This is a genomic window from Vibrio sp. B7, from assembly GCF_963888765.1.
GTDB lineage: Bacteria > Pseudomonadota > Gammaproteobacteria > Enterobacterales > Vibrionaceae > Vibrio > Vibrio anguillarum.
Genome location: NZ_CAWPKR010000035.1, coordinates 28637 through 51860, shown reverse-complemented (window position 1 = coordinate 51860; position 23224 = coordinate 28637). Strand labels below are relative to the sequence as shown.

Sequence of the window (23224 nt, the reverse complement as noted above, 5' to 3'; positions counted from 1 at the left end):
AAAAGTGCACCCAACTGAGCCTGAAGCCGTTGGGTGCACTTTTTCTTTATTTAACTGCTCTTTTCTTTATTTAAACGTCATGCTTGATAATGTTGTTGTCCAATAAGAAGCCAACAATGTCAATCGACGCCATGCCATCAAAATTGAATTGGCTGGCAAGATCTTGCACCACAATGGTTTGATGTACGTTATTGTCCGTCAGAATTTCCAATTCCACATCCGTCGTGTTGGTCATCACTTTCGCTTCTATCTGATGAGAAGTGTGTAGCGAAACGAGCAGTTGATCCATGGGCAAATGTAAATCGGCCACAACATCAGTGAGATCTATCACATCACCTTCACCAGCGTTGAAATCAGTGATAGTGTCGATTTGCTCATCAACAGTATCGAGCGTCCATTTAAATATGTCAGCGCCACTTCCCCCGGTTAAGATGTCGGCACCAAGCCCGCCAATCAAGGTATCATTTCCGCCACCACCCACTAAGGAGTCATCACCATCGCCACCTTCAAGGTGATCATGACCACTGCCACCTAGCAACTGCGCTCCAACATTACCGGCGAGCAATTGCGCATCATCCCCGTTCGTTGATTGATCAATCGTGCTACCGTCAGGCAATACTTCAATCGCAATATCAATTGATGCAGAAGCTGCACGGCTACCATCCGTTTCTGTTGAGATAGCCGCTACCGACAGAGTGTGTTGCCCTAAATCGAGCCCGCTAACCTGTAATCCGTCGATAGCATCAGCGGAAACACTCCACACTCCGTTTTGCTCAGTCACACTGCCCGAGCTACTAGAAAGGGTAGCGCCACTTGGCAGACTGTCGATCTCCAATGACAACACTTCATGGCTATCCGTTAATGCCGCGATTAACCCCAGCAATGCAATACCTTGAGCGCTGATACTTTGGCTAACATACGTCTGCTTCATATAATTAAAGCTCGGATCAAGGGTTAATATCGGCGTATTGGCTTTGGGCGTCACCGCAATACTGACGGTTTCTGTCTCTTCTAACGCCATACCAGAAACATTGTCGGCATAAACACCACCATCATTGGCCTTAATTGTCAGATCAATATGGTCACTACCAATCGCGGTGGCATCAACAAAAACACCACTGGCGGGATCGCTGCTATTGAGTAGCGCATTAATATCCGATAACGTGCCTTGTAGGACGAGTTCTCCAGCCAAATTGGTGCTCTGCGTGACAGAACTTAACGCGGGGATCACGGCACTGAGCAAACCTTCGCTCACGCTCAAAATCACTGTCATGATGTCGTTGGCATGTGAGCCTGCATAATCGATATCACTCACACTCAAGCCGGTAACTTTTTGCCCCGCCTCTTCATCAATCGTTGTGGTGACCGTAGCACTATCAATGGTGGGCGCATCATTGACCGCCTGAACATCAACTGAAACAGTAAACTCACGCGCAGGCCCCAAATGTTCAGTACCGTCCAGCCCTGTATCGACCGACTGTACTTTAATCGTCAGATCTCCCGCCCAAGTGTCCTTATGCCAATCACCAGAATTAAAAATCAGTTTATCTAAGCTTTGCGCATCGGCATTCAACAGCCATACTCCACCACCGATGTAAGTCCCCAGCGTGCCATCAGGCAATGCAATACTTGCTCCATCTGGCACCCCGAAAACTTCAATTCTCAACGTTTCTGGTGAGTTTTCACTATGGTTCGTACCAGCTGCAATGGAATCGGCTTTATCGATAATTTGCGCGTTGATATCAATTTCAATGTCAACGCCTTCATCGCCAGCGCCGTTAGTCACTGGTTCAACATCCACCACATCCCCAACGGGCGTAATATCCAATCTAAAGCTGCCGTTATGCTCTACAGGCACACCAAGCAAGGATTCTTGGGTAAAGACCTTGATGCCGATTTCCACTTCGCCACTAAAGTTCTTCGCAGGTTTCATCGCAATATCGGATAAATTGATCGAGGTTTGTGCTGGGTTGTTAATCTGAATGCTCCACTCACCACCACCATTATTTTTCACGGTATAGTCAGAAGAGAGAGAACTCACGACAAAATCCGTCGGCACCCCAGTAAGCTTGATCGACACAAATACCTCAGAGCCATCTGTATCGGTCAGATCAACGGTAAATTCAGAACCCGGTTTAGAAAGGACAATCCACTCATCTTCCAATCCATGCACTTCAATATCACTGCTACCACCACTGGAAATAATGACGTCGTCTACCACTGGCGTCACATCAAAACTTACTTGTGTGGTAAATGGTTTATCAGCATCGGTATTGACTACTCCCAACGCATTGGCATTGGTATCATCAAATTGCGTGATATCAGTCACTTTCCCCGCCACGGTAATGTTGACGGTATTATCATCATCGCCAGTCGGATAATTGGGTGCGGGTTTGAAATAAACATTGTCTAATGCCGCAGGTAGCTGAGGCTGACTAAAAGTGATACTGGTACCGAGATCATTGCCTTGCGCATCAACAAAGGTTCCGATATTGGTTCCTTGTAGGGTTAAGGTGACTTCGCTCAGCACCTCTCGTCCTTCCGTAGCGCTATTGCGAATATCAGCAAGATCAATATCGAGCGAAAGATGAATAATACCATCTTCATAACCTATGCCGTCATTGGTCGGAACGTCGGACGAGCTTGAAGTCGGCTGATGATTTGCATCTAACCCAAGCGTGCCTTCTATGGTCAATGTCGCTTTGGGTGTAGTGTCATCATCTTGCGGTTGATGCGTTCCGGGAACATCGGCCACCGGAGAAACTGCCACTGGGATTTGCGTACTGAAGGTTTTTTCATCACCAGAAGCCGTGTCTGTCGTCACAAAAGTAATCGGCAAATTAAAGTCGCCCGCGTAATCTTCAGGTAGATGCAGATGCAGATTTTCTAACCCTGAAATCGAGCCATCGGTATTCACGGTACCTTTGTATACATACAAGCCATCAACGAAATCAAAATGACCACCAGATAAACTTGCGCCAACTGGCAGCACACTTTGCGCGATGACAATACTGAGCTCATCTTCTACACCATCAAAACCTGAAGCGCTCACCATCAATTTATCTTGAATTTGCTGACCTAAGTTAATGGCGTTATCTTCGACGCCTAATACAATATCATCCGCATTGCCAACTAAAGTAATGTCAGCCGCTACCGTGTTGTTGCCCGTAGCAGTGAGCGGAAATTGTAAGGTGAGCTCTGATTGCACTTGTTGAACCACTTTGGCTTCAGAGCTATCTTCCCCTTGGTCATACACTTGGGCAAAAATGGTCACAGTGATGTCGTTATAACCATCACCATCAGGATCGTTACCACTACTCAATGTCAGGCCATTCGGCGCTTTTACACTGAAATTCTGCTCATCAACAATGGTCCATGAACCATCCCCATTATTAATTGCACCAGTAATCAGTAGTTGATCAAGTACCTGTGGCGTAATATTGCTAAAACGCACCACCAGTTGGTCGACCACTTCTAATGATTGGTAACCTTCTGTCGATTGAGTGTCTGCATTATCAAAGCGTATAACGTTTGCATTAGGCTCGCCGCCGGCCGCATCATTAATAGTAAAGTAGATAGCACCAGAGGCATCTGCGACAGCTTTGTTTGTGACTACGCCGTTGTCTTCAACACGCAGTTGTCCATCAGCTTCAACTATCGGCCTTACCGTGACATCAACAGAACCATGAATGACTTTCGAAGCAATACCTTCGCCAGAATTGATTGCATCGACGTATTCGTTGTCTTGCTCTTTAACCACAATCTCAGTGCTCAAGGTAAAATCAGTACTGGAGTGCTCTGGTAGCCGAACTTGAACGTAACCCGTTGTCAGCACTTGCGCTGAGAAATCTTGATCGCTCTGTCCCAGTGCGGGGGTCAAAATGAGCTTGCCGTCACTGTCTAAGGTCGTGACAACACCATCGACGTAAATAGTACTACCTGCTGGGAAGCCAGAAAGTGTAACAGAGGCAAAATATTCATCAGCATCAAGATGTTGTTCCTCTTCTGGCTGCCAATGGATATTAATGCGGCTGTCCTCGTTACCAAGCGAGTGTGATTGATAGTTGTCAACAACATCAATCACTGGTGCCACTTTAATGCGAATTTCCGACTCAATTTGACGCGTATGTCCATCATTTTCAGTAACGATGGTGGTCATTTTGATGTTGATGTTTTCGGTCGATGAATGAGATGGCTCAACTCGAATACCTGAATCAACCTGCGCTGAAGTTAGATTCGCCTGATAAATAGGTTGTTGCGCAGTATCGTAACCAACAAATACCAAGTTAATCACGCTACCAACACTGTCATACAATTTGACACCATCTGGAATGTTCGACAGCAAAACGGTGATCGACTCAGAGCTGTCAGTTGGATTATCCGCAAGCTCACCGGATAACACACTAAAGCCAAAGCCAACGGATTGATTTTCATCAATCGTCGTTTCAATCACTTGCAGACCATTTTCACTAAATTCATTCCAAGTGTTAGTACTGTTTGAGTGAAAATCAATGGTTGGAATATCTGCTACGCCCTTAACTGAAACGTTAACCGTCTTAGCACCTAACGATATTTCATCTGCCACCGCACCCGTAGAAAGATTGACCATATCTTTAATAATCCCTTCAACAGAGAAGGTAAAATCAGCGTTGCTATGCAATGGGGGTAGCACTTCAACTTGGTCAAGATATTGTTCAGGAACTTCATAATAAGTATGACCATTGGCATCGGTTATTTGGGATATTTCGCTGGCTCCGGCTCCCAACCAAATCAGTGTGACACCTGTTTCTGAAAAATCAGAGAGACGCACATATAGTGTTTCTGAACCATCAGAATCAACGGATCCGGCCATCGTAATGACTTCACTTAATAACAAGGGATCGTGATCTGTGGTGGGGTCAACGGTATTTTGCGTAGCGGCATTATCTTCAAAAACATTGATTCGATTGACAGAGAAGCTACCCATATCGGCAACAGGGCTAACATCTATCACGATTTCTTTCGTTTCTGATCGGGCGCTCTCTTTACCAACGTGAGCGTTATTTTGCTCGGTCGTGATCGCTGTAATATCAAGTTTGATCTGACCACTGAAATTATCATTGGGGTCAACTTGTATTTGGTTAATGTTACTCGCACTAACAAGATAATAGTGACCTGAAGCATCCGAGCTCATTCCAACCGGCGTACCATCTGCGTAGACTAGTTGCGCCTCACCTTCACCTTGAGTAAAGCGGATCTCATACAGGATTATTTCGGGGGTACTGTTATCTTGTGTCTGCGCTAAAACATCGAGAGTAATATTGTCACTATCTTCTACTGCATCATAATGAAATTGGCTGCTTGAGGTCCAAGTCGCAATATCGGCCACACTTTCCACCTCAATGCGCAATTTCCCGTTCACATTATGATCATGCTGGCCATTATTCAAAACCTGCACAGTAATATTGAGTTGGAAGCCACCGTTAGCGCTGGCATAGTGACGGTCAGGCACAAAATACAAGTTTTCAATCTTAGCAACACTGCCTGTTAAGCTTTGCTCCACCGCGTCTGCGGGCAAAACAAATCGTCCACTGACTAGCTCTAATTTGACATAAACATCCGAACTATTGAGATAGTAAAAATCGCCATGCGCGTTGCTGGCCGTGATTTTTACATCACCAATCGATTCATTGCGATCCAAATCATAAAGATTGATCTGCAAATCCACTTTAAGCGGTGAAGTATTTAAGCCGGATTGGTTATCTTGGCTATTAGTGATTTGATTGGGGTCGTTAAACAAAATAGTGACACCATCGCGTCCAGCGTCTTCAGCGCCAATAACATTAGCAACTGTGATAGTGGCATTTCTATCAAGAATATTGATGTTCAACTGTTCGGTTGAGGCATCGCCATCAAAGTCTTGCGCAGTGACATCGACAGTAAATGAAATGGTCGGATCATCACCATGTTCAAGGCTAGCAACTGGTTTAAATGTCGCGTTACCGTTAGGCGTAATCGTCAGTGTGCCTAAATCACGCTCAACACCATTTTTTATTTCGACAACCGTGACCGTTTTTGTGATGCCGTTAAGTTCAATTTCATTAGCTAAGCTTGCGCCATTGCCATCCCTAAATTGAATATCACGACCCGCTTCATCAATGGCCACAAATTTAGTGATCGCACCATGATCTGCACCTTGAGTATCCGGTGAGGTATTGTTGTCTTGGCTAAATAAATTGACTGTTTTTATCGCCGTATTTTCAACACTAGTGATGCTTTTATCATGCAAAGTTGGAATATCATCAACAATCGATATTGGCAAACTCGCTGACGCTGAAACATCGCCATCTCTATCAGTTGCGGTAATCGGAAGATCTAAAATATAACTATTTTCACCATTACCCGTCGGGTGGTCGATGGCTTTAAGCAGTTCAAATTGGTAACTATCGGCCGAGCCATTTAACGTGAGACGAAAAACCACGTCCGTCGTATTCTTAATCACCGCCTCATAAACAGTGACACCATTACTGCTTGAAATTTGGATGATCTCTATCTCTTGACCACCAGACGTTAAATTCTCGACAGGCGTGGTGAGATCAGACACTTGATAACTGACAATACCATCGGCCCCGTCAATCACATCAAAGTGCCCAGCAATAACGGTGCTGTCTGAACGATCAGAACCGATCGTGGCTAAGTCATCTTCATCCACGCTCTGTTCGCTACCGGCGCGAATGCCGACAATCGTTGGCTTGTCATCCACAATAGTGACAGGCAGTAGAATGTCAGAGGCGTCGCCATCATGGTCCGTCGCCACCACTTTGAAATTCACCAGTCGCTCATCGCTGCCTGCGGCGTGATCAATCGGACCTTGCAAAGTAAAACGGTAACTGCCGTCCGCATTGAGCACTAAGCTAAACACCGCATTGCCACTAGGTGTGGTGCTGGCTTGGTAGTGGTAGTTACCATTGGCATCGATTGTCGCCGCGCCCAAGATCACCGCTTCGCCTTGCGAGGTTAAGCCTGCAAGCGGGTTACTGCTGGTATCCAACTGATAGCTCACCACCTTATCGGCGCTTTGAGTGGTAAACACTCCCTCAGCGAACAGCGGCTCTTTGCTGCTGTCTGAGCCTGACGTTAAATCGTCTTCGCCAACGCTGAGCGCTTGCACGCCGGTGATGATTGGCTGATCATCATGGATGGTAACGGGCAGCAGAATGTTGGCGCTGTCGCCATCATAATCAGTTGTCACTACCTTGAAATTTACCAGCAGCTCATCGCTCCCCTGCGAATGGTCAATCGGACCTTGCAGGGTAAAACGATAGCTACCATCCGCATTGAGCACCAAACTAAACACTGCATTGCCGCTCGGTGCAGCGCTAGCTTGATAGTGGTAGTTGCCGTCGGCATCGATTGTCGCCGCGCCCAAACTCACCGCTTCACCTTGCGAAGTTAGACCTGCAAGCGGGTTACTGCTGGTATCCAACTGATAGCTCACCACCTTATCCGCGCTTTGAGTAGTAAAAACTCCCTCGGCAAACAACGGCTCTTTGCTGCTGTCTGAGCCTGACGCTAAATCGTCTTCGTCAACGCTGAGCGCTTGCACGCTCGCGATGATTGGCTGATCATCATGAATGGTGACAGGCAGCAGAATGTTGGCGCTGTCGCCATCATAGTCAGTTGCAACCACCTTGAAATTCACCAGTAGCTCATCGCTCCCCTGCGCATGGTCAATTGGCCCTTGTAAGGTAAAACGATAACTGCCATCTGCGTTAAGCACTAAGCTAAATACCGTCTGACCGCTTGGGGTAGTACTTGCTTGATAGAGGTAGTTACCGTTGGCATCAACTGTCGCTGCGCCCAATACCACACTTTCACCTTGCGAGGTTAACCCAGCGATGGGGTTGATGCTGGTATCAAGCTGATAACTCGCTACCGTATCGGCCCCTTGGGTAGTGGTGAAATAGCCTTCGGCGAACAACGGCTCTTTGCTGCTGTCTGAGCCTGACGCTAAATCGTCTTCGTCAACGCTGAGCGCATCCACACCAATGATTTCAGGTTTATCGTCAATAATGTTGATTGGTAAACGCACACTTTCAGAGCTATCACCATCATAATCGGTTGCCAATACCGAAAGGTTGAGTAATAACTCATCACTATTGACTGGATGATCCAGCGCGCCTTGTAACGTAAACTGGTAACGACCGTCTGGATTTAATATCAACTCAAAAATAGGCTGACCATTGGCGCTCGCCTGATAGGTATAAACCCCGTTCAATGACGAGGAAGAGGCCAATTGCACCGCGACACCAGCCGAGGTTAACCCCGCCAACGGATTAGCACTTAAATCCAACTGATAACTTTCAATTTGATCAGAACCCAATTGAGTATCAAACTGTCCTGAAACGGTAATCGTCTGTGAAGCACTGGCATCCGAACCGATATTTGCCAAATTATCCTCATAAACGGACGTCGACGGTTCATCGGATATAACAGGGTTATTACCATCACCAATACTGATTGCGATAGAAATCGGCGAGCGAATAGGATTTCCACCCGCATCAGAACCGGTTACATCGAATTGAATCGCAATTTGATCATTAGCAAAAGAAACTAAGCCACCTCCCACGGAGGGAACATGGTCAATCGGTTGACTAATGGTCGTCACTATCTCTAAGTTGATGTCTTTACCGACAGACGTCGCCACTAAATCAATCCGTAGCACTTCACTGCCGTCAAGTTCACCGACAATATGGTTAGCCGTAGCATCGTAACGAAAGCTTACTGATCGCCCAGCCGAAGTAATATCGCTCTTCAGCTCTGACAATAGCGCAGCTAATGAAAGGGATTCAGGGACAAAAGAGGCGGCATCCAGTGGCAGATCTCCCGCCGCGATTAAAACATTTGCCGTCACTGATTGTGGGTACGAATTTAGTGAGAGCGAACCTTCAGCTAATGCCGCTGATAATGATTCACCCCCAGCGGTAAAACGCAACGGACTCAAATTCGTTTCGGTCAATGATTGCTGAGCATCACGCCCTGTAGTTTCGAAAAACGTACTCGCCAATACTTCTGCAAAGTTGTAATCAATGGTGATGAAGCCAGCATTTGCAGAGCCTTCACCACCGGCTCCGGCGGCGGTTGCTTCAAGTATTTGGGTCGGGTCTTGGCCATCTAAAATGGCTTGTTGGATGGCAGCAATATTATCTGCGTCAAAACTCACCTCGTCTAATAAGCTCAGATCAGCGTTGATCTCGCCTTCAATCGGAAATTGAACTAAGTCAACTGAGCTCTCAGAATCTGGTGACGCATTGCTAAAACAAGTAATACAATTCTGATCGACTACGGTAGCTTGGCCATTAAACAGTATCGTCACCGACGAATGATTCACTGTGATTAAGATTTCATCTTTATTTAATTGATCACCCGCGCTTACTTTACGCGCATTACCTTTGGCATCTGCTGCGATAACATCACCAACCACTTCTTGTACTAACGCAGGTTGAACAACCACATGTAAATCCATAGAGCCCCCAGATACTTCTTTAGCAAATCGATTCAGAAAACGAGCAATAGACAACTGTTATTTTAGTCGCAATTGATTATGCAAATTTATATTTATGTAAATTACATCACTGAGCATAATTGTGCGTTAAAGCATCACTAGCGTCAAAACAGAGTCTGGCTAGCGAAACGCCACATAAGAAAACCTATCGGCTTGTATATTAAGAAAAATATGAAATTAGAGACGTTTAGCAAAGAGATTGACAAGCAGATTACTGCACATCATCTCATTTTTGAGACAGTTACTTAGGTTACGTTTAGGGATTAATTACTTATAGTAATCAACATCAAAGCAATACTGATTTTTACTGGTAATAACCTATGAGCACTGTCTGTAATGCACAATAATGACAGTTCACCGAGCACATTTAGCATAGCAAAAGGAATACTGTCGACAAAGGTAAGCACATTCGCACCTATTTTGGGTATTTTCTTTTTTGTGTTCGCTTTGGCGATAATTAAAAACTTTTACGACACTAATCGGCTGGCAACCCGTTTCGGTGAACAAGCCATTACACAACTGGAACATCACATCAATCAAACGTCGGATGAACTGAACCAGTTAAGTAAAAACATTTCAAAGCACTGCCAAAGAGAAGACATCATTGCTCTGAGGAGCTATGTATTTCGCTCGAAAATGGTCAAAGAAGTGGGCATGTACAACGCTCACGGGACTATTTTTTGCACCAGTAATGAAGGCCATACCACCATTCATTTGTACAAACATATTCTTGACAGGCTTAAACAATCTCCAACGAATACGACCATTTCATTAACCAAATCTCGCAGTAAAGAGCAAACATTTTTTGTCTATTCTTCACAGCCAGATATGAGCGGCCTCAATGCACTGATGCCTCCAGAACAGTTTATGAACCTAGTCGCTCCTAAACTTGCCAAATGGCACTACGGCTATCAGGTCAATGTGTTAAGCCAAAGTATTCGCAGTGATCAGGAAGAGATCGATTCTGCTCATACTAGCTTTCTCTTTAAATCCGAGCATTACCCACTCTCAATTCAGATCTACTTAAATAACGGATCTTATGCTTACCATTTTCTCGATAACTTATGGCTTGCCTTGCTTACAGCAAGTATTATCTCTTTGATTTATCTTGCTTATTACAACTATCACCTCAGCCGAAATACCTTAGAAGTCTCTTTGAGAGAGGCAATATCAAACCATCAGTTGGAACTCTATTTACAACCGATCGTCGACATTACCGAGAATAGAATTGTTGGTAGCGAAGCGCTACTGCGCTGGAATGAACCCTCTCAAGGCTATATTTCACCCACCATTTTTATCCCGTTGTCAGAGCGTATTGGCGTGATTCACCAAATCACCTACCGTGTGTTGAAATTGGTGACAGAATGTGTGGAGCAGCACAAACATGCGTTGCACGATCAATACATCAGCATCAACGTCAGCCGGTTATTGATCATTGATAATTACTTTATGGATTACATGAAACGCTACGCGGCAAAACACCCAGCCATTGTTCCACGACTTCTGTTGGAGATCACCGAGGACAACCATTTCAACGTGGACGAGTTGAAGTTAGCCATGGAAAACTTACAGCGACTGAAACAGCTAGGCTTTAAAATCGCCATTGACGATTTTGGTACCGGCTACTCAGGCTTAAATTTTATCCACCAACATGACTTCCATACTCTCAAAATTGATCAAGTGTTTATTAAAAGCTTGCATCAAAATTCAGCCATTACTTCGGTGTTAGTGTCGATGATTAAACTAGCAAAGCAATTGAACATGCGGCTGATTGCTGAGGGCGTTGAGAACCAAGATCAGGTGAGAGAATTAGAGCTGTTGGGTGTACGTTACATCCAAGGTTTTTATTATTCTGAACCTATGTCTGTGGATGCTTTCTTCCGATTCACCCTGTCCGCCAAGCAGATCGCACACCGCTAATCACGCGATCAATCGAACGGCGGTTTAAATTCAGTTACGACTTAAATTGAGCTTGCAGCGCACGGCTGACGGGTAACTTATCATGACCAATCAAGACGTACATTTTACCCGTGAACTCTTTTTTCACTTTATCTATCTTAGCAACATTCACTGCCGTTGAACGGTGGATTTGCCAAAACTGATTCGGGTCAAGCTGTTGCAGCAACTCTTTCAATGAACTGCGCAGTAAGAACTCCTGCACTCCAGAATCACTCTTTACGTATATGGATAAATATTTGTCTTCGGCTTTAGCGTACAACATATCCGCCACCGAAATCAGGTGAATATCTTCACCTTTTTGAACTTTTAACCAGCTTAAAAACGACGGCGATGCCTGTTGGCTTATATGCTGTATCTGCTGTAAAAGGGTTTGCAAATCAGGTAATTGTCGCTCAGAAGAATGCTCGGCTAATCTTAGCTGCAACTTAGTACAGCACTGCACTAAACGCGCTTCAGAAAGCGGTTTCAATAAATAATCCACCGCATTGGCTTCAAAAGCTTGAATGGCATACTCATCATAGGCGGTGATAAATACAATCAGTGGTGGCTTTGCCAAACCAGCCAATTGCCTAGCGAGCGACATACCATCCATTTCTGGCATTCGAATATCAATAAAGGCCACCTCAGGCTGATGCTGCTCAATCATGGACAATGCCACACGTCCATTTTCGGCTTGCGCGACAATATCGAGCTCTGGCCACACTTCTCCTAATGCACGGTTTAAATGATGCCGCAATAACGGTTCATCATCAGCAATAATAGCGGTCGCAGAGACAGTACTCATGTGGCACTTCCTTGTAGTTGGTCCAACAATAGCCGCTTTATTCTAATCGTTGCCGTCACGCCAGCATCATGATTTTGGGCGATAGTGAGACACGCATCATCAGCGAATAGGCCGCTTAAGCGCTGGCGAATATTATCCAACGCAATACCATGTCCTGCTGAAAGAGCACTCGGCTGTAATCCAATGCCACTGTCACAGACACTGACTTCAAACCACTCGTCATAAATTTCACTTTTGATGGTCACTTTTCCCCCCGCGGCTTTAGGCTCAATACCATGGCTAACAGCATTCTCAACCAAAGGTTGTAACAGCATCGGCGGCAAAGGAATGTCATCCGCTGCGCCAGGCATTGCAATCTCATAATCCAGCCGATCACCTAAACGAATTTTTTGAATACCCAAATACGCATCGACTAAATGTAACTCTTCACGTAGCGTTGTGGTGCGATTGCGGTTACTACGCAGCGACCCACGCAATAAGTCGGTTAGTTTTTCGAGCATCATTTGCGCTTTATAAGGCTCAGAGCCAATCAACACGCTGATATTGGCAAGCGTATTAAATAAGAAATGGGGTTCAATTTGACTTTGTAACTGCTGCAACTGGCTCAAAATCAAGGCTTTCTCTTGTTCAGATTGACGCCGTTTGGAGGCTTCTAGCGCTTTTTCAGCAATCAGCTTTTGTTCATGCGCGTAGAAGTAGAAAAAGCAAACGCCAGTAAAAACGAAACCGAGAAAAATCACCGGTTTCATTGCTGAAAAATGACTAAAGTGCGCGTATTTACTAAGCCATAAATAAGCGTGTAACGTACCGAAAATCATCGACCCCGTGAGCGAAAAAACGTTCACTAAGCGAGCGGACAACTGCGGTGCGAAGCGACTCAATAAGTGAGTAATAGCCACAGCGCTGTAACCGTAGCCAAAGCTTATTGCTAAGTGCAACGTGATGTCACTGGGCCAAATGGCCTGAGTGGTAAAGGCGATCACCACACAAAACAGCGAAGTAAATAACAAGCTTTTGGCAAGATTTCGAATCTCAACTTTCTCGCACATTAGAATTTCCCTTTCATATTTAATAGAATCATATGCTTATCTGGTAAGTTTGCATATGTAGAGTCAGCAGGCCCAGTCATAAAACGTGCGGCCAGTTCGATTTCGATAGAGGCTGTACCCGAATCGTACACTGAGTAATTGAGCCATTGGGTAGCGATCACGCCGCCATCTTGCGGTGCAATCAGCACATCAAGTGTCGGCACTAAGCCTTGCAACCATTCAATACTCTGGCTCCACGGCCAATGACGCCAAGCTTGGCTATCTAACGAAGCATGCAACATCACATTATGCTGCACGAGATTCACTTGGTTATAGCCTTGTGCGTAAGACCAACCTAACGCTTGATTATGCTGATAACGAACCGAATCCGCGTTGGTCTGCGCTTGTTGCCACTGCTCTTTTCCCCAACTGCGACTGTCGAACCAATATTCTGCAATGACGCTTTGCCCATCACTTCCCGACCAGTTGAACCCTACCAGTGCCTGATAGCCTTGCGTTCGTGATTCAAGAGCCATGAGCGATTCAATCTCTTGTTGTTGAGAGTAAACTGCTTGAGCCAACGCGCTGGGCTGTTGGTACGCCAAATAGTGACGCTGATAGAGCGCTGATGCATGCACTTCCCATGCGTCAGTGAGCACAGTAACAAACGAGCTACCTAGCACGCCGCGTCGAACGTCATCATAATAAGCAATCGCCTGCCATTCGGCATTACCTATCAACTGATAACGCCTTACGCCCGCCCCTTGTTGTTCGGTCATTTGTTGTAATTCGCTACCCTGCTGCTCTGTCCAAGAAGAATCCGTATAAAAAAGCGTCCATTCACCTTGCTGATCATAATAAGAAGCAGAGAGCGTTCCGGCCCCCTCTTCTACCTGAATACCAACCGGATTGCGGCGATAAGGCTGAAAGAGATCAAGCGGACGATAACCGTAGCCCACTCCCCAATCCAAGCGCACTTTTCCTAGTGTCAGCTCAAACGGCACATCAGCCAGCACTAGGCTGCCTTGCCAAAACAGTTCTTGTAGAATGAACTCGCTGTCGGCGTGCTGCTGTGCATCGCTACTCCACAAGGCGTTTTGTTTGATAGCCACTAGACCCAACCAGCCATGCCACCTCATTTCTACATCCAATAACGCCTCAATCTGCTGCGTATCGCGCGCTTGATTCCTAGGAAAAAAAAGGCTGTCGCGATGCGCCGTGGTAGATGCGCTCATTACCCAATCCCAATCAAAACTGGGGGCTTCTGCCCGCGCAGCTAAGCTCAACACGCTAGTTAAAAAAGCGAACGCAACACGCTTCATCTCATAACTCCGATAAACTGTTACGAGTCAGATAAGCGGGGTTGTAATATTTTTCATCTAGCTCCATGGGCTCGATGTGTTGATACTCAACCACCGTTTTTTTGGTCGGTTGAATTTGATCAAGCAGCGTCATACTGGTTACGCGCATTCGTCCCTCTTTTTCACCAGCGCGAAACCAAGCCTGCTTGGCCAGTTTCCCAGAACGTAAATACAAAGAAGCTTTGATTGGGAAATCGTTCTCTTTATCCAACCATAAGATAATTTGCTGGTAGTTCGCCCCTTCTGTGACAGCCAGTAATGACAACTTATGCGTCAAGTAAGGTTGACCATTGGGTGTTTCTATCTGCTCTTCACCCATCAATTGACTTTGGTAATCCTCGCTCCACGTCAGTGTTGAAATATCGCCCACCGAAGCCTCACCAAGCAGTTTTTGCATTGGCGTAATACGAATAGGGCGGCGGCTTTTTGGCATCAACAACCAGTAGTTTTCATCGAGCATCAGCATTTTTTGCCCCGCTTCAACGGAGGATTTGAACACCACTAACGAGTCGCGATTGGCTTTGGTATACACGTGATATTGACGCGTTTTATCGAGCTCACCACGTTCATAAAGCGACACCAAAGAGACGACTTTAGCCGCGCTGTAACCAAGGCGATATTGGTCGGCGTTTTTGGTCATTTGCCCAGCATCCAGCGCCGCCCAGCCAGCGGCCGAGTAGCCACCGCTAAGCATGATCAGTAATAACATTATCCATTTATACATAAGCCAGTGCCTCCGTGATTGGCTTGTTGACCCCTTTGCGTGCCGACAACCAAGCCGCTGCAATACAAATGCTCAGTACGCCAAACGCACTCAGCAGAACCAATTCCCATGAAAAATAAATATGCAAAGGATACCCTTCCGTGCGTCCCGGTGGCGGTGGCATTTGCACATCGACTACCATCAATAACACGCTTGTTAGGGCATTGAACGCCGCACCCACCAGCGTACCTAAAATGGCTAGCAATACGGCTTCGCGTATGAAGCTGGCGACGATTTCATTTGGGTAAGTTCCAAGCGCCGACAGCGTTCCGATTTCCCGGGTTCTCTCCGTGACCGACATGGTTAAGGTGTTAAATAGCGCGACGAAAACCACCAACCCCATCACCAAGCCCATGATGCCGAAGATGCGATCGTAAAGATCTTTTACTTTTTGATAAAAAAACGCGCGCTGCTGCCAAGGCGTCACTTGAATCGCTTGGCGAAGGCTCATTAATGACAGTTTGTTTTCAACCCAATGCCGCATGCTTTCTGTCTGTTCGGTGCGAAACAAAAACAGCGATAAGGTGCTCACTTTATTCGAAGCTAACAGCTCAGAGGCCGATTGAATGTGCAGATACAATTGGCGTTTATCCAATTCAGGCACTCCCGTGGAATAGATGCCGTGCACTTTGAAATCAACCGCGTTGAGCGCGCCATCAGCGGTACTGGTCAGTAAAGTAACCCAGTCACCAATCGACACGTTTAAGTTTTTGGCGAGATCCACCGCCAGCATCACTTCCGGCTCACTCGCATCAAATCGAGGGGAGTCAATATTGGACAAGGTTTTGCCTTGGCGAACGTCCAAAAATGGCCCTTTCATATCAAACTCTTTATGGTTAACGCCGGAACCGACAAAAATGGTCGATTTGCTACCGTTAGAGACCAACCCGCTAAACTCAATGCGTGGCTGAATGCCTCGTATCCGCTTATCGTCGATTAATCGCTCAACAATCAACGCACTGTCGGCAATCCCATTAGCCAGTGGCGACTCTTCATCTTGCTCAAAAAAGCCCGGTTGGCTGAGCGTTAAATGCCCGGTGTCGCGCGCAGTGGATTCGCGCAGTGCTTGGTAAGTATAAAGGCCAAATCCTCCGGCGCTAGTCAATGCGAAAACCGCAATGGTAATGATCAATACCGAAAGCAGGCTGCGGCGGCGATTACGCAGTAAATTCAGCGCCGCCATACGCCATTCCATAGAAATCAGCTTGCCCATTTCATCGCCTCCTGAATCACTTTGCCATCCACAAGCTGCAAGGTTCGGTCACAGCGGTTGGCCATGCGCGCGTCGTGCGTAGCCACAATAAAAGTGGTGCCCATTTCGTGTCCAAGGCTTTTCATGATGTCGATCACCACATTGGCGGTATGGCTGTCTAAACTGGCGGTCGGTTCGTCGGCAATCACCATTTCAGGGTTATGGATCAGCGCGCGCGCAATGGCTACGCGCTGTTGCTGACCGCCTGAAAGGTGATCCGGCCGGTGGTGAGCCAGCGTTTCTAACCCCACTTTGGCCAGCATAGTGCGCGTTAAAGTACGCTGATCGCGCAGGCTGTAGCCATTTAGCATCAATGGGTAAGCAATATTTTCCGCCGCTGTCATCACCGGAACTAAGTTGAATTTTTGGAAAACGAAGCCTAATTTTTTGCGCCGCAGCGCCGCCGCCTCTCTTGGCTCGGTTGGGTAAGGGTAACCCGCCAGTTCAATGTCACCCTGGTAATCTTGATCAAGCAGACCCAAGATATTGAGCAAAGTGCTTTTTCCCGAACCTGACGGGCCGCACAGCGCTAGCATTTCACCTTGTTTGACTTCGCCATTCACCGCGCTCAACGCCAGCAGCGGCTGCATGCCTAATTGATAGGTTTTACTGATCTGTTCAAATCGTAGCATTTTGTTGCCCTCCCTCATTCGCTTTTCAATTCATGCGTTTTTTCAGTCAATCCGTTTTCAATCAACGCATTTGTAATCAAAGCCTTGGCTTGGATTATTTGCGGATGCTCCGCTGGCTGGTTGTCAACTTGATTACCTTGCTTCTGATGAGTTTGCATCTGAGCAAGCCATTGCTCTGCTTGAGGAATGTCGTTGGCACGAAGGGCGGCTTGAATGGCGTATCGATAAACCCATGCGGTGGCGGCAAAAGGTTGTGCAGTTAATTCGGGTTCAACAAGAAGGTCGAGATACAAATCATAACCACGCTCAAAATGGTTGAACATATCGGGCAGTGAGGTGTAAGTCGCGGCCGAAACCGCGCGCGTTAAATAGCTATCCGGCAGCCCCATGACGCGCTCTTGTTCAGCAAGCGGCTGCGGGTGATTGCTGAGTAAAGTCAGGCCTTTGTCTATGGTGGCCAAGCCCTCTTCGACGTATCTCATCTTATTCCAAGGCATGAATGCATCACGCCCTTGCAGGGTTTGTGCACTGCCCAGATAAGCTAAGCTGAGCGGTTTGGCCCCTTGCTGTTTAATCAACTGCTCTAGTTGGTGAAGCACAAGTTCCACTTTGTCACTGTCGCCTTCGGCCGCTTGGTTGTACTGCATAATTAAAGCGTCGCTTGGATTAGCTTGAACAGCCGTGATACCCAGCAGCAACCCGACACTGAGTAGCAGGTTGCGAAGTGAGCGTGAATAAGAAAATGTCGTCATCATGATGGTCCCTTTCATTCGTTGGTGATGAAACTTGCTTGATGACGACAGATTACGCAGCAAATAGGCCAGATGCGCCACTTTGCGATAAAGGGGGATTATGCAGCGTTAATGGCTGGCTGGATGACGTGAATGGGAAGTAGACAAAAAAACCAGCCACTGAGGGCTGGTTGGGAGAGTGAGATTAAAACCTAATCGTAATACTGAAATAATAGCAATACGAAAAGCGTATCGCGGGGCAAAAACATCTGTTCCAAAAAGCACCTGTTCCAAAAAACATCCGCTCTATGGCACGCCATGCCCTTTGGCGGCGACCCAAACCCGATACCACTGCTCGCGGGTCAGTTCTAAATCAAGCGCAGCAATTGCCGCTTTGACGCGGTTAATCTTACCAGAGCCAATAATCGGCAGCGGCTTAGAAGGCAGACGCAGTACCCAAGCGTAAATAACCTGATCAATACTGTCTGCGCCGATCTCTTGGGCGATCGCTTCTAGCTCACTGCGCACACGTTGGGCTTGTTCAGTCTGACCGTTAAAAATCTCGCCGCCAGCTAAACAAGACCAAGCCATTGGGCGAATGCGCTGCGTTTGCAAATGATCCAAAGTGCCATCGTGCACCACATCGAAGTTGAGCGGGTTCATCTCCACTTGGTTGGTCACTAACGGTTTACCTAGGCGAGATTGCAGCAGTTCAAACTGGCGCGGGCTGAAGTTCGACACACCAAAGTGCTTCACTTTGCCCACTTTGCGCAGTTCAGAAAACGCTTCGGCGACTTCATCGGCATCCATCAAGGCATCTGGGCGGTGGATCAACAGCAGATCGATTTCGCTCACACCAAGTCGTTCCAGCGAATTATTGACCGACTGATAGATATGCGCAGAACTGGTATCGTAGTGGTTTATCTTACGCTGCGGCGTTTTTTCGCCACACAAATTGATGTCGCACTTAGTGACGATTTGGATCTGCTCGCGCAGCGCGGGCTCCAGCGCTAAGGCTTCACCAAACAGTTTCTCGCACTGGTAGTTACCGTAAATATCCGCATGGTCAACCGTGCTAATGCCCAATTCAATGTGCTGTTTTAAAAACGTTAAACGCTGTTGTGGCGTCATGCCCCAATCTGCCAAACGCCAGTAACCTTGTACTAGCTCTGAAAAATCTGGCCCTTGCGGCGCGATTGTTACTTTAGCAACCATTGGTTGTCTCCTTTGACTTAATTGCCGTCATCCTAAGCAGGTTTCGATGACGGCTCAATGAATCTACCGAATAAGTTCAGATTACGCGCCGAAGTTGTGAGATTCACTACACGTTGACAATTTATATCGCTGGAAAATTCATCGCTTCTACGCCCCCAAGCCATGCTTTGTGATCAACGCCAAATTCTTAAGGCTTAGGCACAAGAATGATGTCAACTTCTCTCTCTGCTTTTATTGTTAGCGATGAAGCACCTCGCCCTACAGCGACTGACGATAACGCAAAAACGAATCACCCTAACCCATGAAGGCCAAGGATAGAGCATGAAATTCTCCACGTTAACACTCGCACTTTGCGCTGCCGCGCCTGTTGTGTTTGCCGCGCCCAATCTGACCATTTCGACCACCACGACTAGCCGCGACTTTCCGCTGGATGCGAAAACGCCTTTAGTCATTCCCTTGACCAAAGAAAGCTACACAATAAAAGTGTCAGGGATTGAGGGCCAGTGCAGCGCGCCAGCTCAGCAGAGCATCAAATTCAACGCGCCCATTGCTCTCAATTGTGGGCAAGAAACCGAACTGCCGCTGACGATACGTTTCACTGGCGATTACGCCTTCGCTTATGATGACGAGCAGCAGACCTTAACCTTTGTCCGCCAAGCCAAAAAATCCACTACTAGCAAATTTAAACGGCCGATACCGAGTGTTTCGTGCGAGCAGTACCAAGGCGGCGAAGTGACCTTACAACTGGGCAATACGTTCCCCGATGGCACACGACTAAAAGAGACATTTACCGGCCAAATCCTCAGCGTGAAAAATAGCCAAGTCACCTTAATGCCGTCACCAACCAGTGGTGGATTGGTGCTGCTTGCCCCAGTAACGGATGCCGCCAGCGAACCCTTTACCTACCGCAATGCCACTATTTACTTTGTGATGGTGGACAGATTCAACAATGGTGACCCAAGTAACGACAATAGCTATGGCCGTAAAAAAGATGGCAAAGAAGAAGTGGGTACCTTCCACGGTGGCGACCTAAAAGGTGTGATTGCCAAACTCGATTACATCAAAAGCTTAGGCACCGACGCGATTTGGCTTTCGCCGATTGTGGAACAGGTGCACGGTTTTGTCGGCGGTGGTGACAGTGGCTCGTTCCCTTTTTATGCCTATCACGGTTACTGGACGCGTGATTTTACCAAGATCGATCAAAATTTTGGTGATGAGGAGGATCTCAAAACGCTGGTCACTGAAGCGCATAAACGAGGCATAAAAATCTTGCTCGATGCGGTGCTCAACCATTCCGGCTACGCCACCTTGGCTGACCTGCAATTTGATCAGATTGAGGTGGTTAATCCCCAAAATTTACCGCAAAAATGGGTTGATTGGATGCCGAAAGCTGAAGAAAACTGGCACAGCTACAATCAATCCATTGATTATCAAAGCGCCAACTGGTCGCAGTGGTGGGGCAAGGATTGGGTTCGCGCTGGGTTGCCCGGCTACCAGAAACCCGGATCTAGCGATATCACGATGACGCTGGCCGGCTTACCGGATTTTCGCACTGAATCAACACAAGCGGTGACGCCGCCGCAGTGGCTACTTAATAACCCCGGCACTCGCGTGGTAGCGCGCGAACAGTATAGCGTTGCCGATTACTTAATTGAGTGGCAAACCGATTGGGTAAAACGCTTTGGTATTGATGGTTACCGCGTCGACACCGTAAAACATGTGGAAGGCGAGGTATGGCGACGCTTAAAAAGCGAGGCATCACGCAGTTTAGAAGCTTGGCGCGAGCAAAACGGGCAGCAAGGGCAACCCTTTTGGATGATGGGCGAAGTATGGGGCCATTCAGCTTACCGCAGCCCCTATTTTGATGATGGCTTTGATGCACTGATCAACTTTGATATGCAAAAAAGAGTCGATAAAGGCGCAGCCTGCTTAAGCCAAATGGCGATGGTGTACCGCGACTACGCGCAAACGCTAGCGAAATACCCAGATTTTACCCCCGTGAGCTACCTCTCTTCTCACGATACCGAGCTGTTTTTTAGCCGTTTTAACTCCTTTGAAATGCAGCGTAATGCCGCCAATGCATTGCTTCTCGCACCGGGTGCGGTGCAAATTTACTACGGTGATGAAGTCGCACGTCAAGTTGGCCCTTACGCCGATGATTTTCACCAAGGCACGCGTTCTGACATGGTGTGGTCACTGGATGAAGAGCGACAAGCGCTACTGAAGCATTGGCAAACGCTAGGCCAATTTCGTCAATCGCACCCTGCCATTGGCGCAGGTATTCATCATGAGATTGAACAGCAAAATGCCTATCTGTTCTCTAGAACGTTAAATAATGACCGTGTCGTTATTGCTTTTGTTGGCCGTTAAACCCACCACAGAGGTAGTTGCACACACCATAGTGACTGCCTCTGTTTCTTCACCATTTTTTTGGTCAAATAATTTAAACTCACCCACCAAAACATCAATATTATGAACGTGTTGAAGCATAAAAATTAACTTTAGCACAAGCTAAACCAATTACTCTGCCAAATAAGCACAACTCTACTGGTCATACCAAAACTGTCAACTTTTCATTTGATTTACAAATACTTACACACTATCATTCGCCGCCAATTGAAATGAAGACATCATTTTCTTTGACATATAAGAAACACAAAATTAACATCTCGCATTGCAATGCCATTACCATAACAAGGCCTTAGGAGGTCGAGAATGATCATCAAACCCCGCACGCTACTCGCGCTATCAATATTGACAGCGTTTAATGTTCACTCTGCAGGCTTCCAAGTGGCAGAGCATTCAGCCTCAGGGCTAGGACGTGCTTTCTCTGGTGAAGGAGCGGTGGCCGATAACGCGAGTGTGATTGCACACAACCCCGCAGCCATGACACGGTTTGATACAACACAGTTTTCTGGTGCACTGTCCATCGTTGACCCAGAAGTTGATGTATATGATGTGAAAAACCAACAGAAAATGAACGATGTTGCACCACTGCAAGTAGTTCCCGCGGCTTACTACGTCAGTCCAATCAATGAACAATGGGCTTGGGGGATGGGAATATTCACTACTTACGGCGTCGCTACAGACTACCCTAATGATATTTATGCAGGCGATCTTGCAGGCGATACTTCTCTTCTTTCTGTCAATTTAAACCCGAATATTGCCTACCGTGTTAACGAACAGCTTAGTCTCGCTGCGGGTATTAACCTCGTCTATGCCGAAGCAAAACTGACACGACATAAAGGTGCTTTAGCCGTATTTACTGGCGGCTCTGCCTCTGACAACCTAGTCGGAATGACTGGCGAAACCATGGCTTTGGGCTGGAACATAGGTAGCTTATATGAGTTCAACCAAAACCACCGTGTCGGTTTTGCTTACCGCTCTGCTGTTGATCTGGATTTTGATGATGGTGAGTTTTCAAGCTATAGCTCAGGTGTTGCAACAAACGCTGTTGTTGAAGGACGTTTAAAAATCACGCTACCTGCGATGTGGGAAGTTTCCGCATTTCACCAACTCACTGATAGCGTGGCGTTGCATTACGGGTACCAACGTACCGACTGGAGTTCATTCAAAGAGTTAAAGGCAACGTCATCACAATGTACCAACGGAGAGTGTTTTTATAAGTCTGAAAAGTATGAAGACAGTGGCCGTTGGTCATTGGGTTCAACTTATCAATTAAACTCGACTTGGACACTACGCGCCGGTTTTGCTTTTGATGAACAAGCTGGCGAAGCCACATTGAGTATTCCAGATAGCGACCGTTATTGGTATTCAGCGGGCGTGAGCTACGTGATCAGCGACTCGCTATCCATTGATGCGGGTTTTGCACTGGTGAAAAGTAAGAGCGGCACGTTTACCGAAACCAACAAACTCAATGAAACATTGACGTTTGAATCGCAAGGGACTGCTTACCTTAGCGCTATTCAACTTAACTACACATTCAACTAAACTC

General features: G+C 46.8%; 13 protein-coding genes. 3 read left to right on the top strand and 10 right to left on the bottom strand.

The window, feature by feature from the left end:
* Positions 1 to 70: 70 nt before the first annotated feature.
* On the bottom strand, positions 71 to 9505 hold the full coding sequence (locus tag AACV32_RS11280; RefSeq protein ID WP_170895160.1) for a retention module-containing protein: 9435 nt from the start codon (positions 9503 to 9505) through the stop codon (positions 71 to 73).
* Between the two features lie 477 nt (positions 9506 to 9982).
* On the opposite strand from AACV32_RS11280, the gene AACV32_RS11275 reads away from it, so the two are divergent.
* The gene (locus AACV32_RS11275) at positions 9983 to 11464 is read left to right on the top strand and encodes an EAL domain-containing protein (protein WP_228209307.1); all 1482 of its coding nucleotides are present in this window, start codon (positions 9983 to 9985) and stop codon (positions 11462 to 11464) included.
* A 34-nt stretch (positions 11465 to 11498) separates the two neighbouring features.
* Here AACV32_RS11275 and AACV32_RS11270 read toward each other — a convergent pair whose 3' ends face one another.
* The 8 genes from AACV32_RS11270 to AACV32_RS11235 all read right to left on the bottom strand — a co-directional run bounded on the left by AACV32_RS11270 (position 11499) and on the right by AACV32_RS11235 (position 19269).
* Positions 11499 to 12287, bottom strand: coding sequence for a LytR/AlgR family response regulator transcription factor (locus AACV32_RS11270; RefSeq protein ID WP_017049237.1), 789 nt, complete (start codon positions 12285 to 12287; stop codon positions 11499 to 11501).
* Positions 12284 to 13336, bottom strand: a complete 1053-nt coding sequence (locus AACV32_RS11265; RefSeq protein ID WP_170895162.1) for a sensor histidine kinase — start codon at positions 13334 to 13336, stop codon at positions 12284 to 12286. Before AACV32_RS11265 ends, AACV32_RS11270 begins: the two co-directional genes overlap by 4 nt.
* Positions 13336 to 14637, bottom strand: a complete 1302-nt coding sequence (locus tag AACV32_RS11260) for a hypothetical protein (RefSeq protein WP_017049239.1) — start codon at positions 14635 to 14637, stop codon at positions 13336 to 13338. Before AACV32_RS11260 ends, AACV32_RS11265 begins: the two co-directional genes overlap by 1 nt.
* A gap of 1 nt (position 14638) precedes the next feature.
* Positions 14639 to 15400 carry an outer membrane lipoprotein-sorting protein gene (locus AACV32_RS11255; protein WP_017049240.1) on the bottom strand — a complete coding sequence of 254 codons (762 nt, stop codon included), beginning with the start codon at positions 15398 to 15400 and terminating at the stop codon, positions 14639 to 14641.
* The gene (locus AACV32_RS11250; RefSeq protein ID WP_170895163.1) at positions 15393 to 16652 is read right to left on the bottom strand and encodes an ABC transporter permease; all 1260 of its coding nucleotides are present in this window, start codon (positions 16650 to 16652) and stop codon (positions 15393 to 15395) included. The genes AACV32_RS11255 and AACV32_RS11250 overlap by 8 nt, the downstream gene beginning before the upstream one ends.
* The gene (locus tag AACV32_RS11245) at positions 16640 to 17323 is read right to left on the bottom strand and encodes an ABC transporter ATP-binding protein (RefSeq protein WP_020477132.1); all 684 of its coding nucleotides are present in this window, start codon (positions 17321 to 17323) and stop codon (positions 16640 to 16642) included. The genes AACV32_RS11250 and AACV32_RS11245 overlap by 13 nt, the downstream gene beginning before the upstream one ends.
* Positions 17324 to 17337: 14 nt before the next feature.
* The gene (locus AACV32_RS11240; RefSeq protein ID WP_170895164.1) at positions 17338 to 18156 is read right to left on the bottom strand and encodes a hypothetical protein; all 819 of its coding nucleotides are present in this window, start codon (positions 18154 to 18156) and stop codon (positions 17338 to 17340) included.
* Positions 18157 to 18360: 204 nt separating this feature from the next.
* A complete protein-coding gene (locus tag AACV32_RS11235) occupies positions 18361 to 19269 on the bottom strand; it encodes an aldo/keto reductase (protein ID WP_094123399.1) in 909 nt (302 codons plus the stop codon).
* Positions 19270 to 19590: 321 nt separating this feature from the next.
* Here AACV32_RS11235 and AACV32_RS11230 point away from each other — a divergent pair, with 321 nt between their 5' ends.
* Positions 19591 to 21639, top strand: a complete 2049-nt coding sequence (locus tag AACV32_RS11230) for an alpha-amylase (RefSeq protein WP_170895165.1) — start codon at positions 19591 to 19593, stop codon at positions 21637 to 21639.
* On the opposite strand, the gene AACV32_RS11225 is transcribed toward AACV32_RS11230, so the two are convergent.
* Positions 21598 to 21759: a hypothetical protein gene (locus tag AACV32_RS11225; protein WP_170908165.1), complete on the bottom strand. Its 162-nt coding sequence runs from the start codon at positions 21757 to 21759 to the stop codon at positions 21598 to 21600. The genes AACV32_RS11230 and AACV32_RS11225 overlap by 42 nt on opposite strands.
* A gap of 225 nt (positions 21760 to 21984) precedes the next feature.
* Here AACV32_RS11225 and AACV32_RS11220 point away from each other — a divergent pair, with 225 nt between their 5' ends.
* Positions 21985 to 23220, top strand: a complete 1236-nt coding sequence (locus AACV32_RS11220) for an outer membrane protein transport protein (protein ID WP_170895166.1) — start codon at positions 21985 to 21987, stop codon at positions 23218 to 23220.
* The last annotated feature ends 4 nt before the right edge of the window (positions 23221 to 23224 follow it).